Genomic DNA, 22,125 nt, shown 5'->3' with positions numbered 1-22,125 from the left:
ACCGCAATAAAAAAGGGGAGCGATATGCTCCCCTTTATAACATGCTTTTTTACCAATGGGTTAGAAATCACTAAAAAGCGATAGTCCCATTAATAGGCTAAGAATTACTCAGCTGCAGGTGCTTCGCCTTCAGCTGGCGTTTCAACTGCTTCTTTCATGCTCAGACGTACACGGCCTTGACGGTCAATTTCAAGAACCTTAACAGGAACTTCTTGACCTTCAGTTAGGTAGTCAGACACTTTCTCAACACGCTTGTCAGCGATTTGAGAGATGTGTACTAGACCATCTTTACCTGGAAGGATAGTAACGAATGCACCGAAGTCAGCTAGACGAGCAACTTTACCTTGGTAAATGCGGCCAACTTCAACTTCAGCAGTGATCTCTTCGATACGACGGATAGCTTCTTGAGCAGCTGCGCCTTCAGTAGCAGCAATCTTGATTGTGCCATCGTCTTCGATTTCGATTGTAGTACCTGTTTCTTCACAAAGAGCACGGATAACTGCGCCGCCTTTACCGATAACATCTTTGATCTTATCAGAGCTGATTTTCATTGTGTGGATACGTGGAGCGAATTCAGAGATATCTTCACGAGCACCAGAGATAGCTTCATCCATTACAGAAAGGATGTGCTTACGTGCACCTTGCGCTTGGTTAAGAGCAATTTGCATGATCTCTTTAGTGATACCTTCGATCTTGATGTCCATTTGAAGTGCAGTGATACCAGCGTTAGTACCTGCTACTTTAAAGTCCATGTCACCTAGGTGATCTTCGTCGCCAAGGATGTCAGAAAGAACAACGAAATCGTCGCCTTCTTTAACAAGACCCATTGCGATACCTGCAACAGAAGCTTTGATTGGAACACCAGCATCCATAAGTGCTAGAGATGTACCACATACAGAAGCCATTGAAGAAGAACCGTTAGATTCTGTGATTTCCGATACAACGCGAACTGTGTATGGGAATTCGTCAACAGAAGGCATTACTGCTTGGATACCACGTTTAGCAAGCTTACCGTGACCAATTTCACGACGCTTAGGAGAACCAACGAAACCAGTCTCACCTACACAGTATGGAGGGAAGTTGTAGTGTAGAAGGAAGTTGTCTTTCTTCTCACCCATTAGGCTGTCGATGATTTGAGCATCACGTTGTGTACCAAGCGTTGCAGTAACAAGTGCTTGAGTTTCACCACGAGTGAATAGAGAAGAACCGTGTGTACGTGGAAGAACACCAGTACGTACGTCTAGCGCACGAACCATGTCTTTTTCACGGCCATCGATACGTGGGTTGCCAGCAATGATGCGGCTACGTACTACGTTTTTCTCTAGAGAACCAAGCATGCCGCGGATTTCGCGCTCATCTAGGTTTTCGTCTTGTGCAATTAGAGCTTCAACAGTGTCGCTCTTGATTGCGCCAACTTGCTCGTAACGAGCCATTTTCTCAGTGATCTGGTACGCGTCAGATAGACGAGTTTCAGCTTGCTCAGCAACTTTAGCTTTAAGCTCAGTGTTAACTGCTGGCGCTTCCCAGTTCCAAGATGGAGTTGCAACTTCAGCTGCAAATTCGTTGATCGCTTTGATTACAACTTGTTGTTGGTCGTGACCATAAACAACAGCTGAAAGCATTTCTTCTTCAGATAGGTTATCTGCTTCAGATTCAACCATAAGTACTGCGCCTTCTGTACCAGACACAACTAGGTCTAGTTTAGAGTTTTCAAGCTCAGTATTTGATGGGTTAAGAACAAGTTCGCCGTCGATGTGACCAACACGTGCAGCACCGATAGGACCATTGAATGGTGCACCAGAGATAGCAAGTGCAGCAGACGTTGCGATCATAGTGATCATGTCTGGGTTTACGTCAGGGTTGATAGAAACAACCGTAGCGATAACTTGAACTTCGTTTTTAAACGCACTTGGGAAAAGTGGACGAATTGGACGGTCAATCAGACGAGCTGTTAGCGTTTCGCCTTCAGAAGGACGACCTTCACGCTTGAAGAAACCACCAGGGATTTTACCCGCAGCGTATGTACGCTCTTGGTAGTTAACTGTTAGAGGGAAGAAATCTTGGCCTGCAACAGCTTCTTTTTTAGCAACAACAGAAACGAATACTGATGTATCGTCCATAGTCGCCATTACAGCAGCAGTAGCTTGACGTGCCATTACGCCCGTTTCTAGAGTAACGGTGTGGTTACCGTACTGGAACGATTTTACAACTGGTTTTTCAAACATTGTATATCCTTAGCTCTAAAGTCATGACTTTAGATTAAGTGAAGATTGACTCAAGATATTACCAATCGCGACTAGTGAAAAGAGACTTGGGAATGATGCTTCTTTGTATGAGTTCATACGCCGAATTAAGACCAAATCCGCCTTTGAATAGTCGCGACCTATTGGCCGACATCTGTGACTGTAACGTCTTGAGAGGTTGATTGCCCAGCGTTGAAAACGCATAGGCGGGCGTAGTATAAACTATTTTTATTAGGAGAGATATTTCCTATCAGAAAAAGCCAGATGATATTCTGTGCATCCAGCCAAACATTTTCTTACGGGCACAAAAAAAGGAGCATAAATGCTCCTTTTCTTCAAACTGTCTTTGCAGACATCGCTATTAGCGACGTAGGCCTAGACGCTTGATTAGGTCTTGGTAACGAGTAAGGTTTTTGCCTTTCAAGTAATCAAGAAGCTTACGACGGCTAGAAACCATACGTAATAGACCACGACGGCTGTGGTGATCGTGTTTGTGCGCTTTGAAGTGACCTTGTAGGTGGTTGATAGAAGCAGTAAGTAGTGCTACTTGTACTTCTGGTGAACCTGTGTCGCCTTCAGATTGTGCGTATTCTGCAACGATTGCTGCTTTAGTTTCTGCATTCAGAGACATAAATCTCTCCTGATAAGAGTAAGTTTATATTTGTAGCAGCCAATCTCTGATTCAGCCGCTACGCGAGCCGAGGATTATAGGGAAGTTTATGAATTGGTGCAATAACAATCGAACACCTTAAAAACTAAAAAAGCGAGCCACTTAATTTAAGAGCCCGCTTTCTGAATTATTTGATCGCTTTAAACACGAACAGCTACTATCTGATTCGACTTAAGCGCTACGCTTGTGGCTCTTCATCTCTGAAAACAACCAAACGTTTCGGTGCAACTCGGCCATCTTCAGCAATTTGAGCAACACCAACAAACAGCTTTTCTTCACCGCTTGTCATGCGAACGGTACCTTCAGTAGGAGCGCCTGCGACTTGAACGGGCATACCGTGCTGAACAAGATCAGTCAGTTCCGCATTCAAGTTAACTTCAGGTAAATCTTCTACAGCCGTGTCCATTGACATTAGCAATGGATCAAGCAACTCTTTAGGTGCAATCTCTTGCGCTTGTGCTTGCTCTAGAATTTCGTTCAGCTGTTCCAAGGTAACCATGCGTTCATACGGGTACTTTGCAACACCAGTACGACGAAGCATTGTCACGTGAGCACCACAACCTAACATTTCACCAAGATCGTCGGTGATTGTACGGATGTAAGTACCTTTAGAACAATGCACTTCCATCTCAACTTCATCACCTTCAAAGCGAAGCAGCTCAATAGAATACACAGTGATCTTGCGAGACTCACGAGGCACCTCGATACCTGCACGTGCATACTCATACAAAGGCTTACCTTGATACTTCAATGCAGAGAACATTGATGGAATCTGGTCGGTTTCACCTTTGAAGCTTGCAATGCAGCGTTCAAGTTGCTCTTGAGTCACGTTGATTTCACGCGTTTCAACCACTTCACCATCAGAATCTGAGGTGTTGGTACGCTCACCAAGCTTCGCGACAACAACGTAGCGCTTATCAGAATCTAGAAGAAACTGAGAGAACTTCGTTGCTTCACCAAGACAAATTGGCAGCATGCCAGTCGCAAGAGGATCCAGAGCACCGGTGTGCCCTGCCTTCTCTGCAAAGTAAATACGCTTTACTTTTTGCAGTGCATCATTAGATGAAATGCCTGTTGGCTTATCTAATAGAATTACCCCGTTTATAGGGCGACCTTTACGACGGCGAGCCATTACTCTTCATCCTTAGACTGAGTTTCGTCAGTGCGGCCAGATTCTTCTTGCTTACGCTTGTCATCGTTCAGTACTTCACTTACTAGGTTAGACATACGCATGCCTTCTACCAATGTGTTGTCGTAAGTAAAACGAACTTCAGGTGTTAGACGGTGACGAATACGCTTGCCAAGAGCCATACGAACTGGCACTTCATGCTCTTTAAGAGCAGCAAGACATGATTCAGGTGTTTGCTCACCGATACATAGGAAAGTCACGAACACTTTTGCGTATGCAAGGTCACGAGACACTTCGACATCTGAAATAGTTACCATACCAATGCGTGAGTCACGAACTTCACGTTGGAGGATAAGTGCGAGCTCTTTTTGAAGCTGCTGAGACACACGTTGTGTGCGGCTAAATTCTTTTGACATTTTCTTTTCTCACTTAGAAAGATGGGGGGCTTGGTAATTACCAGCCCCCCATGGTGTATTCAACAACCGATTACTTATTACCTTTACAGGTAATGTTAGTAACCTTAGTCAATATGTCGAGTCGTACTGACTGATTAGTCTAGAGTACGTTTAACTTCAACAATTTCGAATACTTCGATCTGGTCACCAACGCGAACGTCGTTGTAGTTCTTAACGCCGATACCACACTCGTAACCATTTTTAACTTCTTGAACGTCATCTTTAAAGCGACGAAGTGACTCTAGTTCACCTTCGTAGATAACAACGTTTTCGCGAAGTACGCGGATTGGGCTGCTACGTTTAATCGTACCTTCAGTAACGATACAACCAGCGATTGCACCAAGTTTAGGCGACTTAAATACGTCACGAACTTGAGCAAGACCAATGATCTCTTGACGGAATTCAGGAGCAAGCATACCGCCCATCGCCTGTTTCACTTCGTCGATCAGTTGGTAAATGATTGAGTAGTAACGTAGATCTAGGTTTTCATTCTGAACAGTACCACGCGCAGTTGCGTCAGCACGAACGTTGAAACCAAGGATGATAGCGTTAGAAGCGGCTGCAAGAGTTGCATCAGTTTCCGTAATACCACCAACACCAGAACCTACGATGTTCACTTTAACTTCGTCAGTTGACAGTTTCAGTAGAGAGTCAGCAATTGCTTCTACAGAACCTTGAACGTCAGCTTTAAGTACAACGTTAAGTTCAGCAACTTCACCAGCCGTCATATTCGCGAACATGTTCTCTAGTTTCGCTTTTTGTTGGCGAGCTAGTTTAACATCACGGAATTTACCTTGACGGTAGTTCGCAACTTCACGCGCTTTACGCTCATCGCGTACAACCGTTGCTTCATCACCTGAAGCAGGAACGCCAGAAAGACCTAGAATTTCTACAGGGATAGATGGACCTGCAGTTTCGATGTCTTTACCGTTTTCATCACGCATTGCACGAACACGGCCGTACTCTTGACCACAAAGAACGATGTCGCCTTTGTTTAGAGTACCAGACTGTACTAGTACTGTTGCAACTGGACCGCGACCTTTATCAAGACGAGATTCAACAACAACACCAGATGCCATGCCTTCTTTAACCGCTGTAAGCTCAAGAACTTCAGACTGAAGAAGGATAGCTTCTAGAAGACCATCGATGTTTGTACCCTGTTTTGCAGAGATGTGAACGAAGATGTTCTCACCGCCCCATTCTTCAGGGATAACGTCGTATTGAGCTAGCTCATTCTTAACGTTGTCTGGGTTTGCACCCTCTTTGTCGATCTTGTTCACAGCAACAATCAGAGGAACACCTGCCGCTTTCGCGTGCTGGATAGCTTCGATTGTTTGTGGCATTACGCCATCATCAGCGGCAACAACAAGTACAACGATATCTGTCGCTTGAGCACCACGAGCACGCATAGCTGTAAACGCCGCGTGTCCAGGAGTATCAAGGAACGTGATCATGCCGTTGTCAGTATCTACGTGGTAAGCACCAATGTGCTGTGTGATACCGCCAGCTTCGCCAGACGCAACGTGTGCTTTACGAATGTAATCAAGTGTAGAAGTTTTACCGTGGTCAACGTGACCCATGATAGTAACAACAGGAGCACGACCTTCTGCGACAGCATCGCTATCACGGTCAGCTAGCACTGCTTCTTCTAGTTCGTTTTCTTTACGTAGGATAACCTTGTGACCCATTTCTTCAGCAACAAGTTGTGCTGTTTCTTGGTCGATCACTTGGTTGATAGTCGCCATAGCGCCCATCTTCATCATTACTTTGATAACTTCAGTTGCTTTAACTGACATTTTGCTAGCCAGTTCAGAAACAACGATAGTTTCGCCAATAGCAACATCAGATTTAGCAACAGTTGCTGACTTATCAAAGCCTTGCTGCATTGAAGTTGGTTTAGCAAGCTTACCTTTACCGCCACGACCACGTTGGTTACGACCACCACGGTTGTTGCCAGGTTGAGCTGCTGGAGCAGGTTTCTTCTTGCGACGACGAGGAGCTTTCTCATCTTTTTTATCAGCCGCATCTTCTGCTTCACGAGCATAAGTAGAAGTAGTCACATGGTAATCCGCAGATTTCTCTTGCTCTTTCTTCTTCTTCTCTTCTTCAGACCAACGTTCTTGGTTCTCTTCTGCTAACTTACGAGCTTCCTCAACAAGCTTAGCTGCTTCAGCTTCGGCTTTACGAGTTGCTTCTTGCTCTTGACGAGTTTTAAGTTCATCCGCTTCTTTTTTCGCTTGTGCGTTAGCGTCTGCATTTTTTGAATTCATGTCTTTTTTAGCCTTTTCAGCTTGTGCGCGTTGAGCCTTCTCTTCAGAATCACGTTTTGCATCCGCTTCACGTGTTACTTTTTCTTCGGCTTCGCGCTGTGCTTTCTCTGCAGCATCACGTTTCGCTTGCTCTTCAGCATCGCGTTGTGCTTTCTCTTCCACTTCACGATTAGCTACTTCCTCAGCTTCACGTTTCGCTTCATCTTCAATAGTGCTGCGCTTCACGTAAGTACGCTTTTTACGTACCTCTACTTGAACATCCTTACTCTTACCGCCTCCAGCGGCAACACTTAGCGTGCTGCGGGTCTTGCGTTGAAGAGTTAAACGAGTCGGTTCTGTTTCGCCTGAAGTATCGCCATGCTCCTTTTTAAGGTGCGTTAGCAATGTTTGCTTCTCTGAATCAGTCACTTGATCCGACCCTGCTTTCTTCATTCCTGCATCAGCAAGTTGTTCAATTAAGCGGTCAACTGGCGTACCAATCTCTTCACTCAGTGCTTTAACTGTTAATTGTGTCATACCGCTTTCTCTCCTTGCTGAATTATTCTTCGTCGCCGAACCAACAGATGTTACGCGCAGCCATAATCAGCTCGCCTGCTCGCTCTGCAGTTAGGTCTTCGATGCCTTCTAGTTCATCAACGCCTTGGTCAGCTAGGTCTTCCAATGTCGCAACGCCTTTTGCTGCTAGCTTGTAAGCCATTTCACGCTCAAGACCTTCAAGTGCAAGTAAGTCTTCAGCAGGCTCAACACCGTCGAAAGTCTCTTCTTTCGCTAGCGCTAGAGTAGTCAGTGCGTCTTTCGCGCGGTTACGTAGTTCTTCAACGATACCTTCGTCTAGACCGTCTACTTCAAGAAGCTCGTTCACAGGAACGTATGCCACTTCTTCAAGTGTAGAGAAGCCTTCTTCAACAAGCATTTGAGCAAAGTCTTCTTCAATGTCTAGGTGCTTCATGAAGTTTTCAATAGAAGCAACTGCTTCTTCTTGGTGCTTCTTCTCTAGATCAGCAACAGTCATTACATTCAGTTCCCAACCCGTTAGTTGAGAAGCTAGACGTACGTTTTGACCGCTACGGCCAATCGCTTGTGCCAGGTTATCGGCTTCAACAGCGATGTCCATAGAGTGTGCATCTTCATCAACGATGATTGAAGCAACATCAGCAGGCGCCATTGCGTTAATAACGAACTGAGCTGGGTTATCGTCCCAAAGAACGATATCGATACGCTCACCGCCAAGATCATTAGAAACAGCTTGTACACGTGCACCACGCATACCAACACACGCACCAACAGGGTCAATACGTTTGTCGTTTGTTTTCACAGCGATTTTAGCACGAGAACCAGCGTCACGTGCAGCACCTTTAAGTTCAATTAGCTCTTCACCAATCTCAGGCACTTCAACGCGGAATAGTTCAGCTAGCATTTCTGGCTTCGAACGAGTAACGAAAAGCTGGAAACCGCGAGCTTCTGGTTTAACTGCGTAAAGAAGACCACGAACACGGTCACCTGGACGGAAGTTTTCACGAGGAAGTTGGTCGTCACGAAGGATTACCGCTTCAGCGTTGTTACCTAGGTCTAGAATAACTGTGTCACGGTTAACTTTCTTAACTGCGCCAGTTACGAGCTCGCCTTCGTTGTCAATAAACTGTTCAACGATTTGAGCACGTTCTGCTTCACGTACTTTCTGTACGATAACTTGCTTAGCCGTTTGAGTCGTAATACGGTCAAACGTTACTGATTCGATATCATCTTCAATGAAACCGCCAAGTTCGATCTCTGGATCATCGTACTTTGCAGCTTCAATAGAGATTTCTTTTGTTGGGAATTCAACTTCCTCAACAGCTTCCCAACGGCGGAAAGTTTCGAAATTACCCGTTTTACGGTCAATTTCTACACGAACTTCAATTTCTAATTCGCTTTTCTTTTTTGTTGCCGTTGCAAGCGCGATTTCAAGCGCTTCAAAAATACGCTCACGAGGAACTGCTTTCTCATTTGAAACAGCTTCTACTACCGCCAAAATTTCTTTGTTCATTAATCTAGCCTCTTAAGCTCTTCTCACTAGGAGAACTAAAATTTAGGGATCAGGTTAGCTTTCGCAATATTGCTCAGGACGAATTCTTCTTCTTGTCCTTCAACCAATACTTTCACTGTCTCGCCTTCGATAGATTGGATATCACCTTTCCATTTACGACGGTTGCCGACAGCCATTTTCAAAACGATGCTTACCTCGTGACCAATAAATTGTTGGTAATGCTCTGCTTTGAACAGTGGTCTCTCTAAACCTGGTGAAGACACTTCAAGGTTATAAGCCACTGAAATTGGATCTTCAACGTCCATTACGGCACTTACTTGGTGACTAACCTCAGAGCAATCATCTACATTGATACCATTTGGTGAATCGATGTAAATACGTAGCGTTGAGTGCTCACCAGCACGAATAAATTCTAATCCAACTAACTCATAACCTGATGCTGCTACTGGAGCGTCAAGCATTTCAGTAAGTTGTCTCTCTAAACCAGTCATTTAACCACTCCAGAAACAAAAAAAGGGCTCAAAGCCCAATTTAAATTCCAAGCAAACATTATCATCTAAAGGCATTTACAAATGCTTAGATAACAAAAAACCCCGTATAAGCCGGGGTTTTTGTTGCTGGACCCTTATATGTTAAGTGTCATCACATTCGATATCACACTTAACTCACAGTGAGGTTCACACTGTGCAAACTTGCTACCAATACAAGCTATATAATAGCATTGAAATTGGTTGCGGGAGCCGGATTTGAACCGACGACCTTCGGGTTATGAGCCCGACGAGCTACCAAACTGCTCCATCCCGCGTCCGACTTGTGAGCATTATACGCCCAACAAGATGTTTTACAAGTTTGTAAACATGGTGCCGAGAGAGGGACTCGAACCCTCACACCCTAAGGCACTAGCACCTCATGCTAGCGTGTCTACCAATTTCACCATCTCGGCATCAAATCTTTGCAGCTTATTGTGGAATTTCGTCGCCTTGCGTCGGAACTTCACTCACTGCATCTTCAGCTTGCTGAATTACCTGACCTTGAGTCGGGTCAATCCATTGTGACTCAGTTTTATGTGTAGACATATTACCAAGCACTAAGCTAAGGATAAAAAATGTAGTTGCAAAAACTGCAGTCATTCGGGTAAGGAAATTTCCTGAGCCACCAGCACCAAACACAGTGTTTGAAGCGCCAGCACCGAAAGAGGCTCCCATATCTGCGCCTTTACCTTGTTGAATCAACACTAGGCCAATTACACCAAGCGCTGCCAACAGGTAAATCACAAGTAGAACTGTAAACATTTTTCCACCTATGTTCCTAATTGTTGAGCCAGCGCCGTTCAAAAAACTATTTTCAAGAACAAGGCTAGCGACCTCCTAACTGAAGGCCGAGCAATACTAGCGAATGCGACGATGGCTGACAAGGGGAATTTGCTAAAAAATAAGCCTTTACCAAGCGAATGGTTAAAAAAAGGTCAAAAGCGACACAAAACTCATTTACGTCTCTTTTGACCGTTATATCTTTTGACCTTGATATAACTCAATCACTTCTAATCACAGGCGCTATTCGTTGCGCCCGTTAAGTAAAAGGTTAAATTAGCAGTTTGCTTTTACTGCATCAGCGATCTTAAGCGCTGAAGATTGAACAAGCTCAGCATCTTCGCCTTCAACCATGACACGCAGCAATGGCTCTGTGCCAGACTTACGTAATAGCACACGACCTTTCTCGCCAAGCTCAGCTTCTACTTCTACAACCGCCGCTTTCACCGCTTCTGCTTCGAGTGGATTTGAGTCACCGCTGAAACGAACGTTTTCTAGAACTTGAGGGTATAACGTCATACCTTGAGAAAGTTCATTCAGTGTCATTTCGCTATCAACAACTGAAGCCAATACTTGTAAAGCAGCAACGATAGCATCACCTGTCGTCACTTTATCCAATAGGATAACGTGACCCGAATTTTCTGCACCGATCTTCCAGCCTTTAGCAAGAAGTTGCTCCATAACGTAACGGTCACCAACAGCAGCACGTACAAATGGAATACCTAATTGCTTAAGGCCATTTTCCATACCAAGGTTCGTCATTAGCGTACCAACAACGCCGCCTTTCAACTCACCACGACGCAACGCATCACGAGCAATGATGTAAGCGATTTGGTCACCATCAACCTTATTACCTAGCTCATCAACCATGATGATACGGTCACCGTCACCATCAAAGCCTAGGCCTAACGCTGCTTTTTCTTCAAGTACTTTAGCTTGTAGAGCACGCACATCTGTCGCACCCACTTCGTGGTTGATGTTAGTACCATTTGGCTCAACACCCATTGCAATCACTTCAGCACCCAACTCTTTAAATACCGCTGGCGCAATGTGGTAAGTCGCACCATGTGCGCAATCCACCACAATTTTCATGCCCGCTAACGTCATTTTGTGTGGGAATGTACTTTTACAAAATTCGATATAACGGCCAGCTGCATCATTTAAACGTACAGCTTTACCCAATGCAGAAGATTCCACGCACTCGATATCTTTATCTAGTTCAGCTTCGATAGCCAACTCAATGTCATCCGACAATTTAGTGCCTTCAGAAGAGAAGAACTTAATGCCGTTGTCATAGAAAGGATTATGCGATGCAGAGATAACGATCCCCGCTTCAGCACGGAAAGTTTGTGTTAAGTAAGCAACAGCAGGAGTTGGCATTGGGCCAGTAAACGTAGCCTGAAGACCCGCAGCAGCAAGGCCAGCTTCTAACGCAGACTCAAGCATATAGCCAGAGATACGAGTATCTTTACCAATGATCACTTTCTTGGTGCCCTGCTTCGCAAGAACACGACCTGCAGCCCAGCCAAGCTTCAGAACAAAATCAGGTGTAATCGGGTATTGGCCAACTTTGCCACGCACACCATCTGTGCCGAAGTAACGTCTTTTATCAGACATATTGATTTTCCTTAATTATTATTAGTGATTGTTATTCATCACTTCGATTATCTTCATCGCTTCCAGTGTATCTTCAACATCGTGAACGCGAATAATTTGTGCGCCTTTCATTGCTGCGATAGTCGCGCAAGTGACACTGGCTACCATGCAATCTGCTGGGGCCTTGTCCAGTAGCTTAAAGATCATCGATTTTCTCGACATCCCAGCTAAAACTGGCAACCCAAGCGCATGAAATTTTTCAAGGTGCGCTAATAGGTGGTAATTGTGTTCAATGGTTTTACCAAAACCAAAACCAGGGTCCAGAATCAGCTGTTCTTTTGAGATTCCTACAGCCTCACAAGCTTCCACTCTTTCTTGTAGGAATGCTTCAACATCCATTAGAACATCGTCGTAAACTGGGCTAGCTTGCATGGTTCTTGGTTGGCCTTTCATGTGCATCAAGCAAACAGGAACATTAGCCTCAGCGGCAGCTTGTAGGGCACCTGGCTCTTGTAAAGCGCGTACATCATTGATCAAATCAGCACCCGCTTCAACAGCTTGGCGCATCACTTCCGCTTTGCTGGTATCAATAGAAATCCAAACATCAAACTTGGCACGAATCGCTTTAATTGCAGGAATAACTCGAGCGAGCTCTTCCTCTAAGGAAACGTCCGGTGCTCCAGGACGAGTCGATTCACCACCAATATCAATAATGCTAACGCCGGCTTGAATCATTCGTTCAGCTTGCAGCAATGCATTGTCTAATGAGTTGAATTTTCCGCCATCAGAGAAAGAATCAGGCGTGACATTGAGGATACCCATTACATGTGGGCGATCTAAAACGAGCGTTTTATTATTTGCTTTTAATATCATGAAAGGCAGGTCTTAAAGAGTAAAAAACACCTTGGGCTATAAACAGAAAAACCCTGAGCGTACTCAGGGTTTTAATTTATAGCTTAGCGATTAAGAATCTTTGTTTTGAGTATCATCTGATTCAGATTTAACGTCTTCAACTTTCGATTCTTCTGGGTCGGCTTTAGCTTGTTCTTCTGATTTAGCTTCAGTTTCAGGCTTGGCTTCTTCCTTTGCAGGTTCTGCTTTTGCTTGATCACCCCAACCAGCAGGCTCGCGAATCTCGTCTTTACGTTCCATCAAGTCATCAATCTGACCTGCATCAATCGTTTCAAACTTCATCAACGCATCTTTCATCGAGTGCATTAGATCCATGTTCTCTTCAAGAATCTGCTTCGCACGAGCATAGTTACGGTCGATAAGAATACGAATTTCTTCATCGATAAGTCGAGTTGTATCGTCAGAAACATGTTTCGCTTGGCTCATGCCACGACCTAGGAAAACTTCGCCTTCTTCTTCAGCATATAGAAGAGGGCCTAGTTTTTCAGAGAAGCCCCACTGCGTTACCATCTTGCGAGCAATATCAGTTGCACGTTCGATATCGTTAGACGCACCAGTCGAAACCTTATCTTTACCGTAGATAAGTTCTTCAGCAAGACGACCACCGTACAAGCTAGAGATCATTGACTCTAGGTGTTGGCGAGACATGCTTACGCGATCTTGCTCAGGTAGATACATAGTCACACCAAGTGCACGACCACGTGGAATGATTGACACCTTGTACACTGGATCGTGTTCAGGTACCAAACGACCAACAATTGCGTGGCCTGCTTCGTGGTAAGCTGTTGACTCTTTCACTTCTTCAGACATCACCATTGAACGGCGCTCTGCACCCATCATGATCTTATCTTTCGCAAGTTCAAACTCAACCATCGATACATTGCGCTTGTTACCACGAGCTGCAAATAGCGCCGCCTCGTTCACAAGGTTCGCAAGATCTGCACCAGAGAAACCTGGAGTACCACGAGCAATCAGAGATGGTTCAACATCACCTGATAGTGGAACTTTGCGCATGTGCACTTTAAGAATCTGTTCACGACCACGTACATCAGGTAGACCAACCACAACTTGACGGTCAAAACGACCAGGACGAAGTAATGCAGGGTCTAGCACGTCGGGACGGTTAGTCGCAGCGATAACAATAATACCTTCGTTACCTTCGAAACCATCCATCTCAACCAGCATTTGGTTAAGTGTTTGCTCACGTTCATCGTGACCACCACCAACACCAGCGCCACGTTGACGACCTACAGCATCGATTTCATCGATAAAGATGATACAAGGTGCTGCTTTCTTCGCTTGCTCGAACATGTCACGCACACGAGATGCACCAACACCAACAAACATTTCAACGAAATCAGAACCTGAGATAGTAAAGAACGGTACTTTCGCTTCACCAGCAATTGCTTTTGCAAGCAATGTCTTACCAGTACCAGGAGGACCGACCAACAGGATACCTGTCGGGATCTTACCACCCAGTTTTTGGAAGCGACTTGGGTCACGAAGGTAATCCACAAGCTCTTTCACGTCTTCTTTTGCTTCGTCACAACCAGCAACATCAGCAAACATCGTTTTGATTTGTTCTTCGCTCATCATTCGAGCTTTACTCTTACCGAAAGACATCGCGCCTTTACCGCCGCCGCCGCCTTGCATTTGACGCATGAAGAAAATCCACACACCAATCAGTAAGATCATTGGGAACCAAGAGATGAAGATAGTGCCAAGCAGGCTCTGCTCTTCAGGTGGTGTACCCTGAACTTTTACGTTTTGATTAATTAAGTCATCAAGTAGCTTTTGATCATAAACAGGCATGTAAGTTACATACTTAGAACCACCGCCACGACGTGTGAAAGTAATTTCGCTGTTATTGAACTGTGCGTCTTGAATCTGGCCTTGGCCAACTTCCTGTACAAACGTGGTGTAATCTACTGCTCTGCCGTTACTTTCCCCAGGGCCAAAGCTCTGGAAGACCGACATCAACACAACCGCGATAACAAGCCACAGAATTAAATTTTTTGCCATGTCACTCAAGGTGTAAGCCTCTCGATAACTAATTGTAATTAAAGGTAGGGTACTACAGTTTGTAACCTGTAGCCATGTTGTTAACTCTCACTCTTGGAAGAGAATCGTTAACCTTTGTAACCAGTTGCTACGATAAACACTTCACGAGATCGAGCTCGAGAAGAGTCGGGTTTTCTCACTTTGACTGTTTTAAACATCTCACGGACGTCCTTAACATATTGGTCAAACCCTTCGCCTTGGAATACTTTTACAACAAAACTACCATTGGTAGCTAGAACTTGTCGACACATATCCAAAGCTAATTCAACTAAATACATAGCTCTCGGCTGATCCACAGAATTGTTGCCTGCTATATTAGGTGCCATATCAGACATCACGACATCAACCATGTTTGGTTGTATACGTTCCAACAAGGCATCTAGCACAGCTTCTTCGCGGAAATCACCTTGTAAAAAGCTCACTCCAGCAATCGGATCCATAGGTAGCAAGTCACAAGCAATGATTTGACCGTTGCCTCCGATAATCTTAGCAGCATATTGAGACCAACCGCCAGGCGCTGCGCCCAAATCCACAATGGTCATCCCAGGAGTCAGCAATTTATCTTTCGTTTGAATCTCTTCCATTTTGAAATAAGCACGCGAACGATAGCCTCTTTTTCTTGCTTCATTTGCATACTTGTCGTCGAAGTGTTCCTTCAACCAACGGCCTGAACTGGCCGAGTGTTTCTGTTTGCTCATTGGATACCTAAATTGGAGGAAAGTACTAATTGCTGAATAAATTATAGTCTTCAGCTTTAGATGGCGTTAAAATAGGTTTTTTCAACCCTAATACTAAATAAAATTGGCCGCGTAATGAACCTAAGTACCAAACAAAAGCAGCATCTAAAGGGCCTAGCTCACAGTTTAAAACCTGTAGTGCTAATGGGCGCAAATGGACTTACTGAAGCTGTTCTAGCGGAAATCGAATTAGCTCTAGACCACCACGAACTGATCAAGATTAAAGTTGCATCAGAAGACCGTGAGACTAAGCAACTGATTATCGATGCAATTGTACGTGAATCTAAAGCTGAGAAAGTACAGACTATCGGTAAAGTTCTAGTACTGTTCCGTCAGTCAGAAGCACGTAAAATCGAGATTCCACGCAAATAAGCTAGTTTGACATCAAGCTAGCTCCACAATAAGAAAGCCACTGTGCTTATCTTTTAGTGTAGCGTGAGAAACGAAAAAGGTCGCATTAGCGACCTTTTTACTTATTAAAACCAAAGTAAATTCAATTAGATGTATTCTACTTTGTCTATTTCGAAATCTTTATCGCCGCCAGGTGTAGAGATAATAACCTCGTCACCTTCCATCTTACCAATAAGGCCACGAGCGATCGGTGATTTCACCGAAATGCGGCCAGTTTTGATTTCAGCTTCATCTTCAGAAACGATTTGGTAACGGAACTCTTCATCAGTATCTACGTCAATCAAAGTAACCGTAGTACCAAAGATAACCTTGCCTGTGTTATCCATTTGAGTTACGTCGATGATCTGAGCTAGCGATAGCTTGTATTCGATATCTCGAATTTGAGCTTCACAGATACCCTGCTCTTCACGAGCGGCGTGGTACTCTGCATTCTCTTTCAAGTCACCGAGTTCACGTGCTTCACCAATAGCTGCTGAAATAATAGGACGTAGCTTAAGTAGGCGATCTAATTCGTCACGTAGCTGCTGAGCGCCACGCACTGTCATTGGAACCTTTTCCATTTTTTACCTCTATGCCAAAGCTTTCTTTGGCCAACATAAATACACCCAACGCATTTATTGGGTGATAGAAACAAAACGATTTGGCTTAGTGTAAACAAACTTTATGGCTAAATCACCTTTATTCCACTTTGCGTTATAAAAGCTTTATCTAGGTCTAAATTACAGACATCACAAAAATGAATAATAACTCCCTCATCAATAAGCAGAAAGTTAAATACCTAAAAAAACAAAAAACAAACAAAATAAACACAGATCACACTTTTATAAAAAACACTTTAAAACATATACTTAAACAACAAGAGATATAATAAAACAGTGTTCATTTTTTAGTTTTATATCATTTTACTAACTGACTATGGAACTTTAGAGGTAAAAAGTAACCCATGGATTGCACTGGCATTTTTCAGACTTCTGTTCTAATCATGATTATGAAGCCTGATTAATACAGGCAATACACAAAAGGGTTCAAATCCTTGATAAAACTTCTATGGACAGTAATTAGGAAATAATAACATGAACAAGACTATGATCGCGCTTGCTGTATCTGCTGCAGCTCTTGCTACTAACGCAGTGGCAGCGGACGGTAAACAAGCTGGTGGTATTGACGGTACTTCTGTATACAGCTCAAACGGCACTTCTCTAGAGATCGGTGGTCGTGCGGAAGCTCGTCTATCTCTAAAAGATGGCAAAGCACAAGACAACACTCGAGTACGTCTTAACTTCCTAGGTAAAGTTGAAATCCAAGACGGCCTATACGGCGTTGGTTTCTACGAAGCAGAATACAACGCAAACGACTACGAAGGCGATGCTGATTCTATCGATCACCGTTACACATACGCTGGTATCGGCGGTACATTCGGTGAAGTAACTTACGGTAAAAACGACGGTGCGCTAGGCGTAATCACTGACTTTACCGATATCATGTCTTACCACGGTAACTCAGCGGCATACAAAATTGCAGCGGCTGACCGTACAGACAACATGCTTTCTTACAAAGGTGAATTCCAAGACCTAGCAGTTAAAGCAAGCTACCGTTTTGCAGATCGTACAGATTCAACAACTGACACTGGTTTCGATGACAACAACGAAGATGGCTACTCTCTATCTGGTATCTACGCAATCGGCGATTCTGGCGTTAAGCTAGGTGCAGGTTACGCTGATCAAGCAGAGCAAAACGAATACATGCTAGCGGCATCTTTCCGTACTGAAGCTCTATACTTTGCTGGTGTATTCACAGACGGTGAACTATCGAAAGACAACGGCGACTACACTGGCTACGAATTCGCAACTGCTTACACGCTAGACAAAGCTGCATTCACGCTAACGTACAACAACGCAGAAACAGATGGTGATACATCAGCTGATAACGTTGCTGTAGATGCGACTTACTACTTCAAGCCTAACTTCCGTACTTACATCTCGTACAACTTCAACCTAATCAGTGAAGGCGACAAGTTCGGTACAGCTGATACTGTAGTTAACCGTGGTGCAACTAAAGCACAAGCTGAAGACGAGCTAGCTATTGGTCTACGTTACGACTTCTAATTCTGATTATCTAATTGATTAATTAGTTAATTGAGAATCAAAACGCCCGCTCTCTAGCGGGCGTTTTTTATATCTGTATACTTGAAAAACATCAGCCATCCAAGAAATCTTCTATGCGCCTTCTATCCACACTACTTGTATGTAGTTTTTCAATTAGCGCTTTCTCAGTTAACGCTTTCGCTTACCCCCCTCTAGATAAACTGCCTGATGGCAGTAGCACCAGTGTTATTTTGGAATCCCTGAGAGGCGATTCAAACAAGATGAATTCCAACAGTGATGGCTTCTATCCCCCCGCTAGTACTTTAAAGCTGGTGACAGCTTTGGCGGCTAAGTTGGAGCTAGGGGATGACTTTCACTACACGACCAGTATTGTTCGTTCTGGTAATGATTCAATCATTTCATTTAGTGGCGACCCGACCCTACAACGAGAACAGCTTAAAAGCCTTTTGGCTCAATACGCAAAATCTCAACCCAGAACCATCAAGGGCAACTTATACCTAGATAACTCGACTTTTACGGGCTATCAGCGAGCGGTGGGTTGGCCTTGGGACATTCTAGGGGTTTGTTACAGCGCGCCTTCGAGTGCGATGACCTTAGACAGCAACTGCGCACAAGCCTCTATTTATACAAAAGATAACGGCAGCACTCGTGTCTATATTCCCGCTCACTATCCGATAGACGTGACAACCACCGCAGCCACCGTAACTCGATCAGGGCAAAAGGCGACACAATGCGACTTAGAGCTTATTACCACTCCAGACAACGCTTACAAGCTCTCTGGTTGCTTAGTAGAGCGTAAGAAGCCACTACCACTCAAGTTTGCGATTCAAAACCCCGAGCTTTATACCTATCAAGTCGTGACATCGCTTCTTGAAGAGCTGAAAATCCAAGTTAAAGGCGATGTGATTGTTGGCAAAAAAGCAAAAGCAGAAAAAACCACGTTAGTGGCTAGTCACAACTCAGAAAAGCTTCCTGAACTGCTCGATACCATGTTGAAGAAATCAGACAACCTAATCGCAGACAACCTTACCAAAACACTGGGTGCAACGTTTTATATCCAGCCTGGTAGTTTCAATAACGGCACCGAAGCGATAAAACAGATATTACTGACCAAGGCCAACATTGACCTAAACAAAGCACAGTTGGTTGATGGCTCAGGGTTATCTAGGAATAATCGCATGACCTCGCAAACTATGGCTCAGGTTCTGCGTTACATCTGGGATAACGACAAACAGCTCAACCTGATTGAGGCTATGCCTACATCTGGCACTAATGGAACGCTCAAATACCGTCAGAGTATGAGAAAAGCACCAATCCAAGGTAATATTATTGCGAAAAGTGGGTCTTTGTACGGTAGCTACAACATGGCAGGTTTTGGTTTAGATAAAGCTGGCAATCCAAACTCTCTGTTTGTACAGTTTGTCCGTGATTACTTCCCTGAAGAGCAAGATTCAGAAAAACCTGTAGAAGCACCAATCACCCAGTTTGAACGAGCTTTCTACAAAGATGTGGTCGAATTCAGTCAAACACAAAGCAAATCTAAGTAATGTTTAGCTCTCTGTAAGCTTCTACTTAAACAATAAAAATGGCGCTGAAGATCGTATGATCTTCAGCGCCATTTTTATTCCTAAGATGTTTTTCTTCGGAGGTACTCTTTGTTTCCAAAGTCTTTATTTAAAGGCGTTAAGCAATGCCCAAGAATGAATTCACTACCGTGAAGTAAATCCACATCCCCGAAATGTCGACTACTGAAGCCAAAACAGGGCTCACCAGCACCGCCGGATCTAACTTGAATAACCGAGCAACAATCGGCAATCCAGCGCCAAGCACGGTTGATATTGTCACTTGAATAAACAGAGCGACAGCAATCGCGTAAGCAATCATATTAATGTCATAACCACCCGTTGATTGGTTGTCACTGAACAGTAAGATGCGACCTATCATCACCAAGGCAATCGCAAGTGCCAAGCAGATAGCAACTCTAAATTCTTTCCACAGAACGTTCGCCCATTGGCGCTTCTTCAACTCGCCTGTGGCTAAGGCCCTGATGACCAAAGTCGCGGCTTGTGTTCCGGTGTTACCACCAGCAGCAGCAATTACAGGCATGTAAATTGCCAAAAGTACCAACTGACTGAGAATGTCTTCATACTGAGCAATGATAAGCCCAGAGACAATACCCAGCAGTGCTAATGCAATAATCCAACCGATACGCTGCCTAACATGGCTAAGCACTCCAGTTGAAAGGTAACCTTGTTGAGGCTCAACCTCTGAGTAGATCAGCCCTAGTTGGTGAGCTAGATGTCGAGAACGCTTCTCAAAGCCCTGCTCTTCTAGCTCACTAAGTAAAGTCTGAATAATACTGAGAGAGCATTGCCCAAGTACTAACACCGCATCTTCAAGTGGCATTCGGTTTAAAAGGTTAATTTGTTGCTCACGCCCATACTGTTGAAATGCATTCGATACAGCTTGGATGTCTTGCTCTGTGTACAAAGCTTCGATAGATAAAAAAGTGTTGTTCATTACCGTCATGGCGAATCTCCCGATTGGCAAAGGTAACGACCATCAAAACAAATAGCATAAGTTTATAGATTTATAGATTTATAGATTTATGGATTTATGGATTTATGCGCACCAAAAGCTGAAAGCTACTGGTGTGTCTACTTGTTAGAATCTAGTGTGTGGAAAAGAATGAGGGGGAAAAACAAAGATACCCTACCCGAACGGCAGGACAATAGATCAATACCGAGACGGGTTATTCTTCTCCATTCAAACTAGGAGGATGGTCGGTATTGTTCATAAAAATCTCCAGAATTACTGTCAATATGACAGCGCGCATAGTGTAGCAATGCACGTTCAAAAACTTCGTCAACTTTGTGTCAATAAAAAAGGCATCCGTGGATGCCTTTTGTTCAATTATTGATGTGCGTTATTACTTAATAGTAATACGAGCAAACTTACGCTTACCTACTTGGTAAACTGCAGTACCAGCTTCAGGTACGAACTTGCTGTCTTCAATCTTCTCGCCTTCAAGCTTAGCAGCGCCTTGCTTGATCATACGCATCGCATCAGAAGTAGAGTTTACAAGACCCGCTTCTTTTAGAACGTTAGCAATCGGTAGGCCGGCTTCGAATTCAAATTCAGGCATCTCATCAGGAACTTGGTTTTTAGCAAAACGGTTAACGAACTCTTGCTCAGCCGCTTCAGCATCCGCTTCACTGTGGAAACGAGCAATGATCTCTTTCGCTAGAAGTACTTTAACGTCACGAGGGTTTTTGCCCGCCTCAACGCCAGCTTTCAGTTCCGCAACTTCTTCAAGTGGACGGAAAGACAGTAGCTCGTAGTAGCTCCACATTAGATCGTCAGAGATAGACATGATCTTACCAAACATCTCGCTTGGTGCTTCGCTAATACCGATGTAGTTGTGCGCAGACTTAGACATCTTCTTAACGCCGTCTAGACCTACAAGTAATGGCATCATCAGTACCGCTTGTGGTTTTTGACCTGCTGCTTTTTGCAGTTCACGACCCATTAGAAGGTTAAACTTCTGGTCAGTACCACCAAGCTCAACATCACTCTCTAGTGCAACAGAGTCGTGACCTTGTAGAAGTGGGTACATGAATTCGTGGATTGCGATCGGTTGACCACCAGCGTAACGCTTTTTAAAGTCATCACGCTCAAGCATACGAGCAACAGTTTGGTTAGAAGCAAGACGAATCATGCCTTCAGCGCCAAGCTCAGATAGCCACTCAGAGTTGAAACGAATTTGCGTTTTCGCAGGATCTAGAATCTTGAATACTTGCTCTTTGTAAGTTTCAGCATTCTTCAATACGTCTTCACGGCTTAGCGGTGGACGCGTTGAGTTCTTACCTGATGGATCACCAACCATTGCAGTGAAATCACCAATAAGGAATGTCACTTCATGACCAAGCTCTTGGAAAGCACGAAGCTTGTTAAAGATAACCGTATGGCCTAGGTGGATATCTGGAGCAGTTGGATCGGCACCCAGCTTAATGCGTAAAGGACGACCTTCTTTTAATTTAGCAATCAGTTCGTCTTCTGGAATCAGTTCTTCTACGCCACGTTTGATCTCGGCTAGTGCAGCTTCAATACTCGCCATTCTTGTTCACTCCCACAGATTTGGCAAAAATATAATAATTAGACATCTTACTTGAATAGCGATGTATTTTGAAACCAGTTACA

Annotated in this window: 18 protein-coding genes and 2 tRNA genes; 3 read left to right on the top strand and 17 right to left on the bottom strand. The window is 44.2% G+C overall.

Going from position 1 to position 22,125, the window contains the following annotated elements; genetic code table 11:
• Window positions 1-104: 104 nt before the first annotated feature.
• The 14 genes from pnp to rlmE all read right to left on the bottom strand — a co-directional run bounded on the left by pnp (window position 105) and on the right by rlmE (window position 15,370).
• Window positions 105-2,225 (bottom strand): polyribonucleotide nucleotidyltransferase, encoded by a 2,121-nt coding sequence (gene pnp / locus L3V35_RS17115; RefSeq protein WP_004734492.1) that lies wholly within the window; start codon window positions 2,223-2,225, stop codon window positions 105-107.
• Window positions 2,226-2,604: 379 nt separating this feature from the next.
• On the bottom strand, window positions 2,605-2,874 hold the full coding sequence (gene rpsO / locus L3V35_RS17110) for a 30S ribosomal protein S15 (RefSeq protein ID WP_004734493.1): 270 nt from the start codon (window positions 2,872-2,874) through the stop codon (window positions 2,605-2,607).
• 217 nt (window positions 2,875-3,091) lie between these two features.
• The gene (gene truB / locus L3V35_RS17105) at window positions 3,092-4,045 is read right to left on the bottom strand and encodes a tRNA pseudouridine(55) synthase TruB (RefSeq protein WP_054547520.1); all 954 of its coding nucleotides are present in this window, start codon (window positions 4,043-4,045) and stop codon (window positions 3,092-3,094) included.
• A complete protein-coding gene (gene rbfA, locus L3V35_RS17100; RefSeq protein ID WP_004734495.1) occupies window positions 4,045-4,458 on the bottom strand; it encodes a 30S ribosome-binding factor RbfA in 414 nt (137 codons plus the stop codon). The genes truB and rbfA overlap by 1 nt, the downstream gene beginning before the upstream one ends.
• Before the next feature lie 134 nt (window positions 4,459-4,592).
• Window positions 4,593-7,283 carry a translation initiation factor IF-2 gene (gene infB / locus L3V35_RS17095; protein ID WP_004734497.1) on the bottom strand — a complete coding sequence of 897 codons (2,691 nt, stop codon included), beginning with the start codon at window positions 7,281-7,283 and terminating at the stop codon, window positions 4,593-4,595.
• A 22-nt stretch (window positions 7,284-7,305) separates the two neighbouring features.
• Window positions 7,306-8,793 carry a transcription termination factor NusA gene (gene nusA / locus L3V35_RS17090; protein ID WP_004734499.1) on the bottom strand — a complete coding sequence of 496 codons (1,488 nt, stop codon included), beginning with the start codon at window positions 8,791-8,793 and terminating at the stop codon, window positions 7,306-7,308.
• Window positions 8,794-8,828: 35 nt separating this feature from the next.
• Window positions 8,829-9,284 (bottom strand): ribosome maturation factor RimP, encoded by a 456-nt coding sequence (rimP, locus tag L3V35_RS17085; protein WP_004734501.1) that lies wholly within the window; start codon window positions 9,282-9,284, stop codon window positions 8,829-8,831.
• A gap of 237 nt (window positions 9,285-9,521) precedes the next feature.
• A tRNA-Met gene (locus tag L3V35_RS17080) sits at window positions 9,522-9,598 on the bottom strand.
• 53 nt (window positions 9,599-9,651) lie between these two features.
• Window positions 9,652-9,736: transfer RNA gene (locus tag L3V35_RS17075), tRNA-Leu, on the bottom strand.
• A gap of 16 nt (window positions 9,737-9,752) precedes the next feature.
• Window positions 9,753-10,085, bottom strand: coding sequence for a preprotein translocase subunit SecG (gene secG / locus L3V35_RS17070; protein ID WP_004734504.1), 333 nt, complete (start codon window positions 10,083-10,085; stop codon window positions 9,753-9,755).
• 294 nt (window positions 10,086-10,379) lie between these two features.
• Window positions 10,380-11,720 (bottom strand): phosphoglucosamine mutase, encoded by a 1,341-nt coding sequence (glmM, locus tag L3V35_RS17065; protein ID WP_017087432.1) that lies wholly within the window; start codon window positions 11,718-11,720, stop codon window positions 10,380-10,382.
• A 21-nt stretch (window positions 11,721-11,741) separates the two neighbouring features.
• Window positions 11,742-12,572, bottom strand: coding sequence for a dihydropteroate synthase (gene folP, locus L3V35_RS17060; RefSeq protein WP_237300324.1), 831 nt, complete (start codon window positions 12,570-12,572; stop codon window positions 11,742-11,744).
• A 90-nt stretch (window positions 12,573-12,662) separates the two neighbouring features.
• A complete protein-coding gene (gene ftsH, locus L3V35_RS17055) occupies window positions 12,663-14,633 on the bottom strand; it encodes an ATP-dependent zinc metalloprotease FtsH (RefSeq protein WP_114633977.1) in 1,971 nt (656 codons plus the stop codon).
• A gap of 107 nt (window positions 14,634-14,740) precedes the next feature.
• Window positions 14,741-15,370 (bottom strand): 23S rRNA (uridine(2552)-2'-O)-methyltransferase RlmE, encoded by a 630-nt coding sequence (gene rlmE / locus L3V35_RS17050; protein ID WP_237300323.1) that lies wholly within the window; start codon window positions 15,368-15,370, stop codon window positions 14,741-14,743.
• Between the two features lie 114 nt (window positions 15,371-15,484).
• Here rlmE and yhbY point away from each other — a divergent pair, with 114 nt between their 5' ends.
• Complete coding sequence (gene yhbY, locus L3V35_RS17045; RefSeq protein WP_004734509.1) at window positions 15,485-15,781, top strand: ribosome assembly RNA-binding protein YhbY; 297 nt, start codon at window positions 15,485-15,487, stop codon at window positions 15,779-15,781.
• A 125-nt stretch (window positions 15,782-15,906) separates the two neighbouring features.
• Here yhbY and greA read toward each other — a convergent pair whose 3' ends face one another.
• On the bottom strand, window positions 15,907-16,380 hold the full coding sequence (gene greA, locus L3V35_RS17040) for a transcription elongation factor GreA (RefSeq protein WP_017084249.1): 474 nt from the start codon (window positions 16,378-16,380) through the stop codon (window positions 15,907-15,909).
• A gap of 513 nt (window positions 16,381-16,893) precedes the next feature.
• Between greA and L3V35_RS17035 the strand changes: the two genes are divergently transcribed.
• Together L3V35_RS17035 and dacB are read left to right on the top strand one after the other, a co-directional pair.
• Window positions 16,894-17,925, top strand: coding sequence for a porin (locus L3V35_RS17035; protein WP_114633978.1), 1,032 nt, complete (start codon window positions 16,894-16,896; stop codon window positions 17,923-17,925).
• Between the two features lie 113 nt (window positions 17,926-18,038).
• Window positions 18,039-19,472 carry a serine-type D-Ala-D-Ala carboxypeptidase gene (gene dacB, locus L3V35_RS17030; RefSeq protein ID WP_237300322.1) on the top strand — a complete coding sequence of 478 codons (1,434 nt, stop codon included), beginning with the start codon at window positions 18,039-18,041 and terminating at the stop codon, window positions 19,470-19,472.
• Window positions 19,473-19,608: 136 nt separating this feature from the next.
• On the opposite strand, the gene L3V35_RS17025 is transcribed toward dacB, so the two are convergent.
• Window positions 19,609-20,454 carry a magnesium transporter gene (locus tag L3V35_RS17025; protein WP_026012370.1) on the bottom strand — a complete coding sequence of 282 codons (846 nt, stop codon included), beginning with the start codon at window positions 20,452-20,454 and terminating at the stop codon, window positions 19,609-19,611.
• Between the two features lie 400 nt (window positions 20,455-20,854).
• A complete protein-coding gene (gene tyrS, locus L3V35_RS17020) occupies window positions 20,855-22,042 on the bottom strand; it encodes a tyrosine--tRNA ligase (RefSeq protein ID WP_004734518.1) in 1,188 nt (395 codons plus the stop codon).
• Between the last annotated feature and the right edge of the window lie 83 nt (window positions 22,043-22,125).

This window comes from Vibrio sp. L5-1, from assembly GCF_021728315.1.
GTDB lineage: Bacteria > Pseudomonadota > Gammaproteobacteria > Enterobacterales > Vibrionaceae > Vibrio > Vibrio splendidus_K.
The sequence above is the reverse complement of the archived record's forward strand: the minus strand, read 5'-3'. Positions and strand labels throughout refer to the sequence as shown.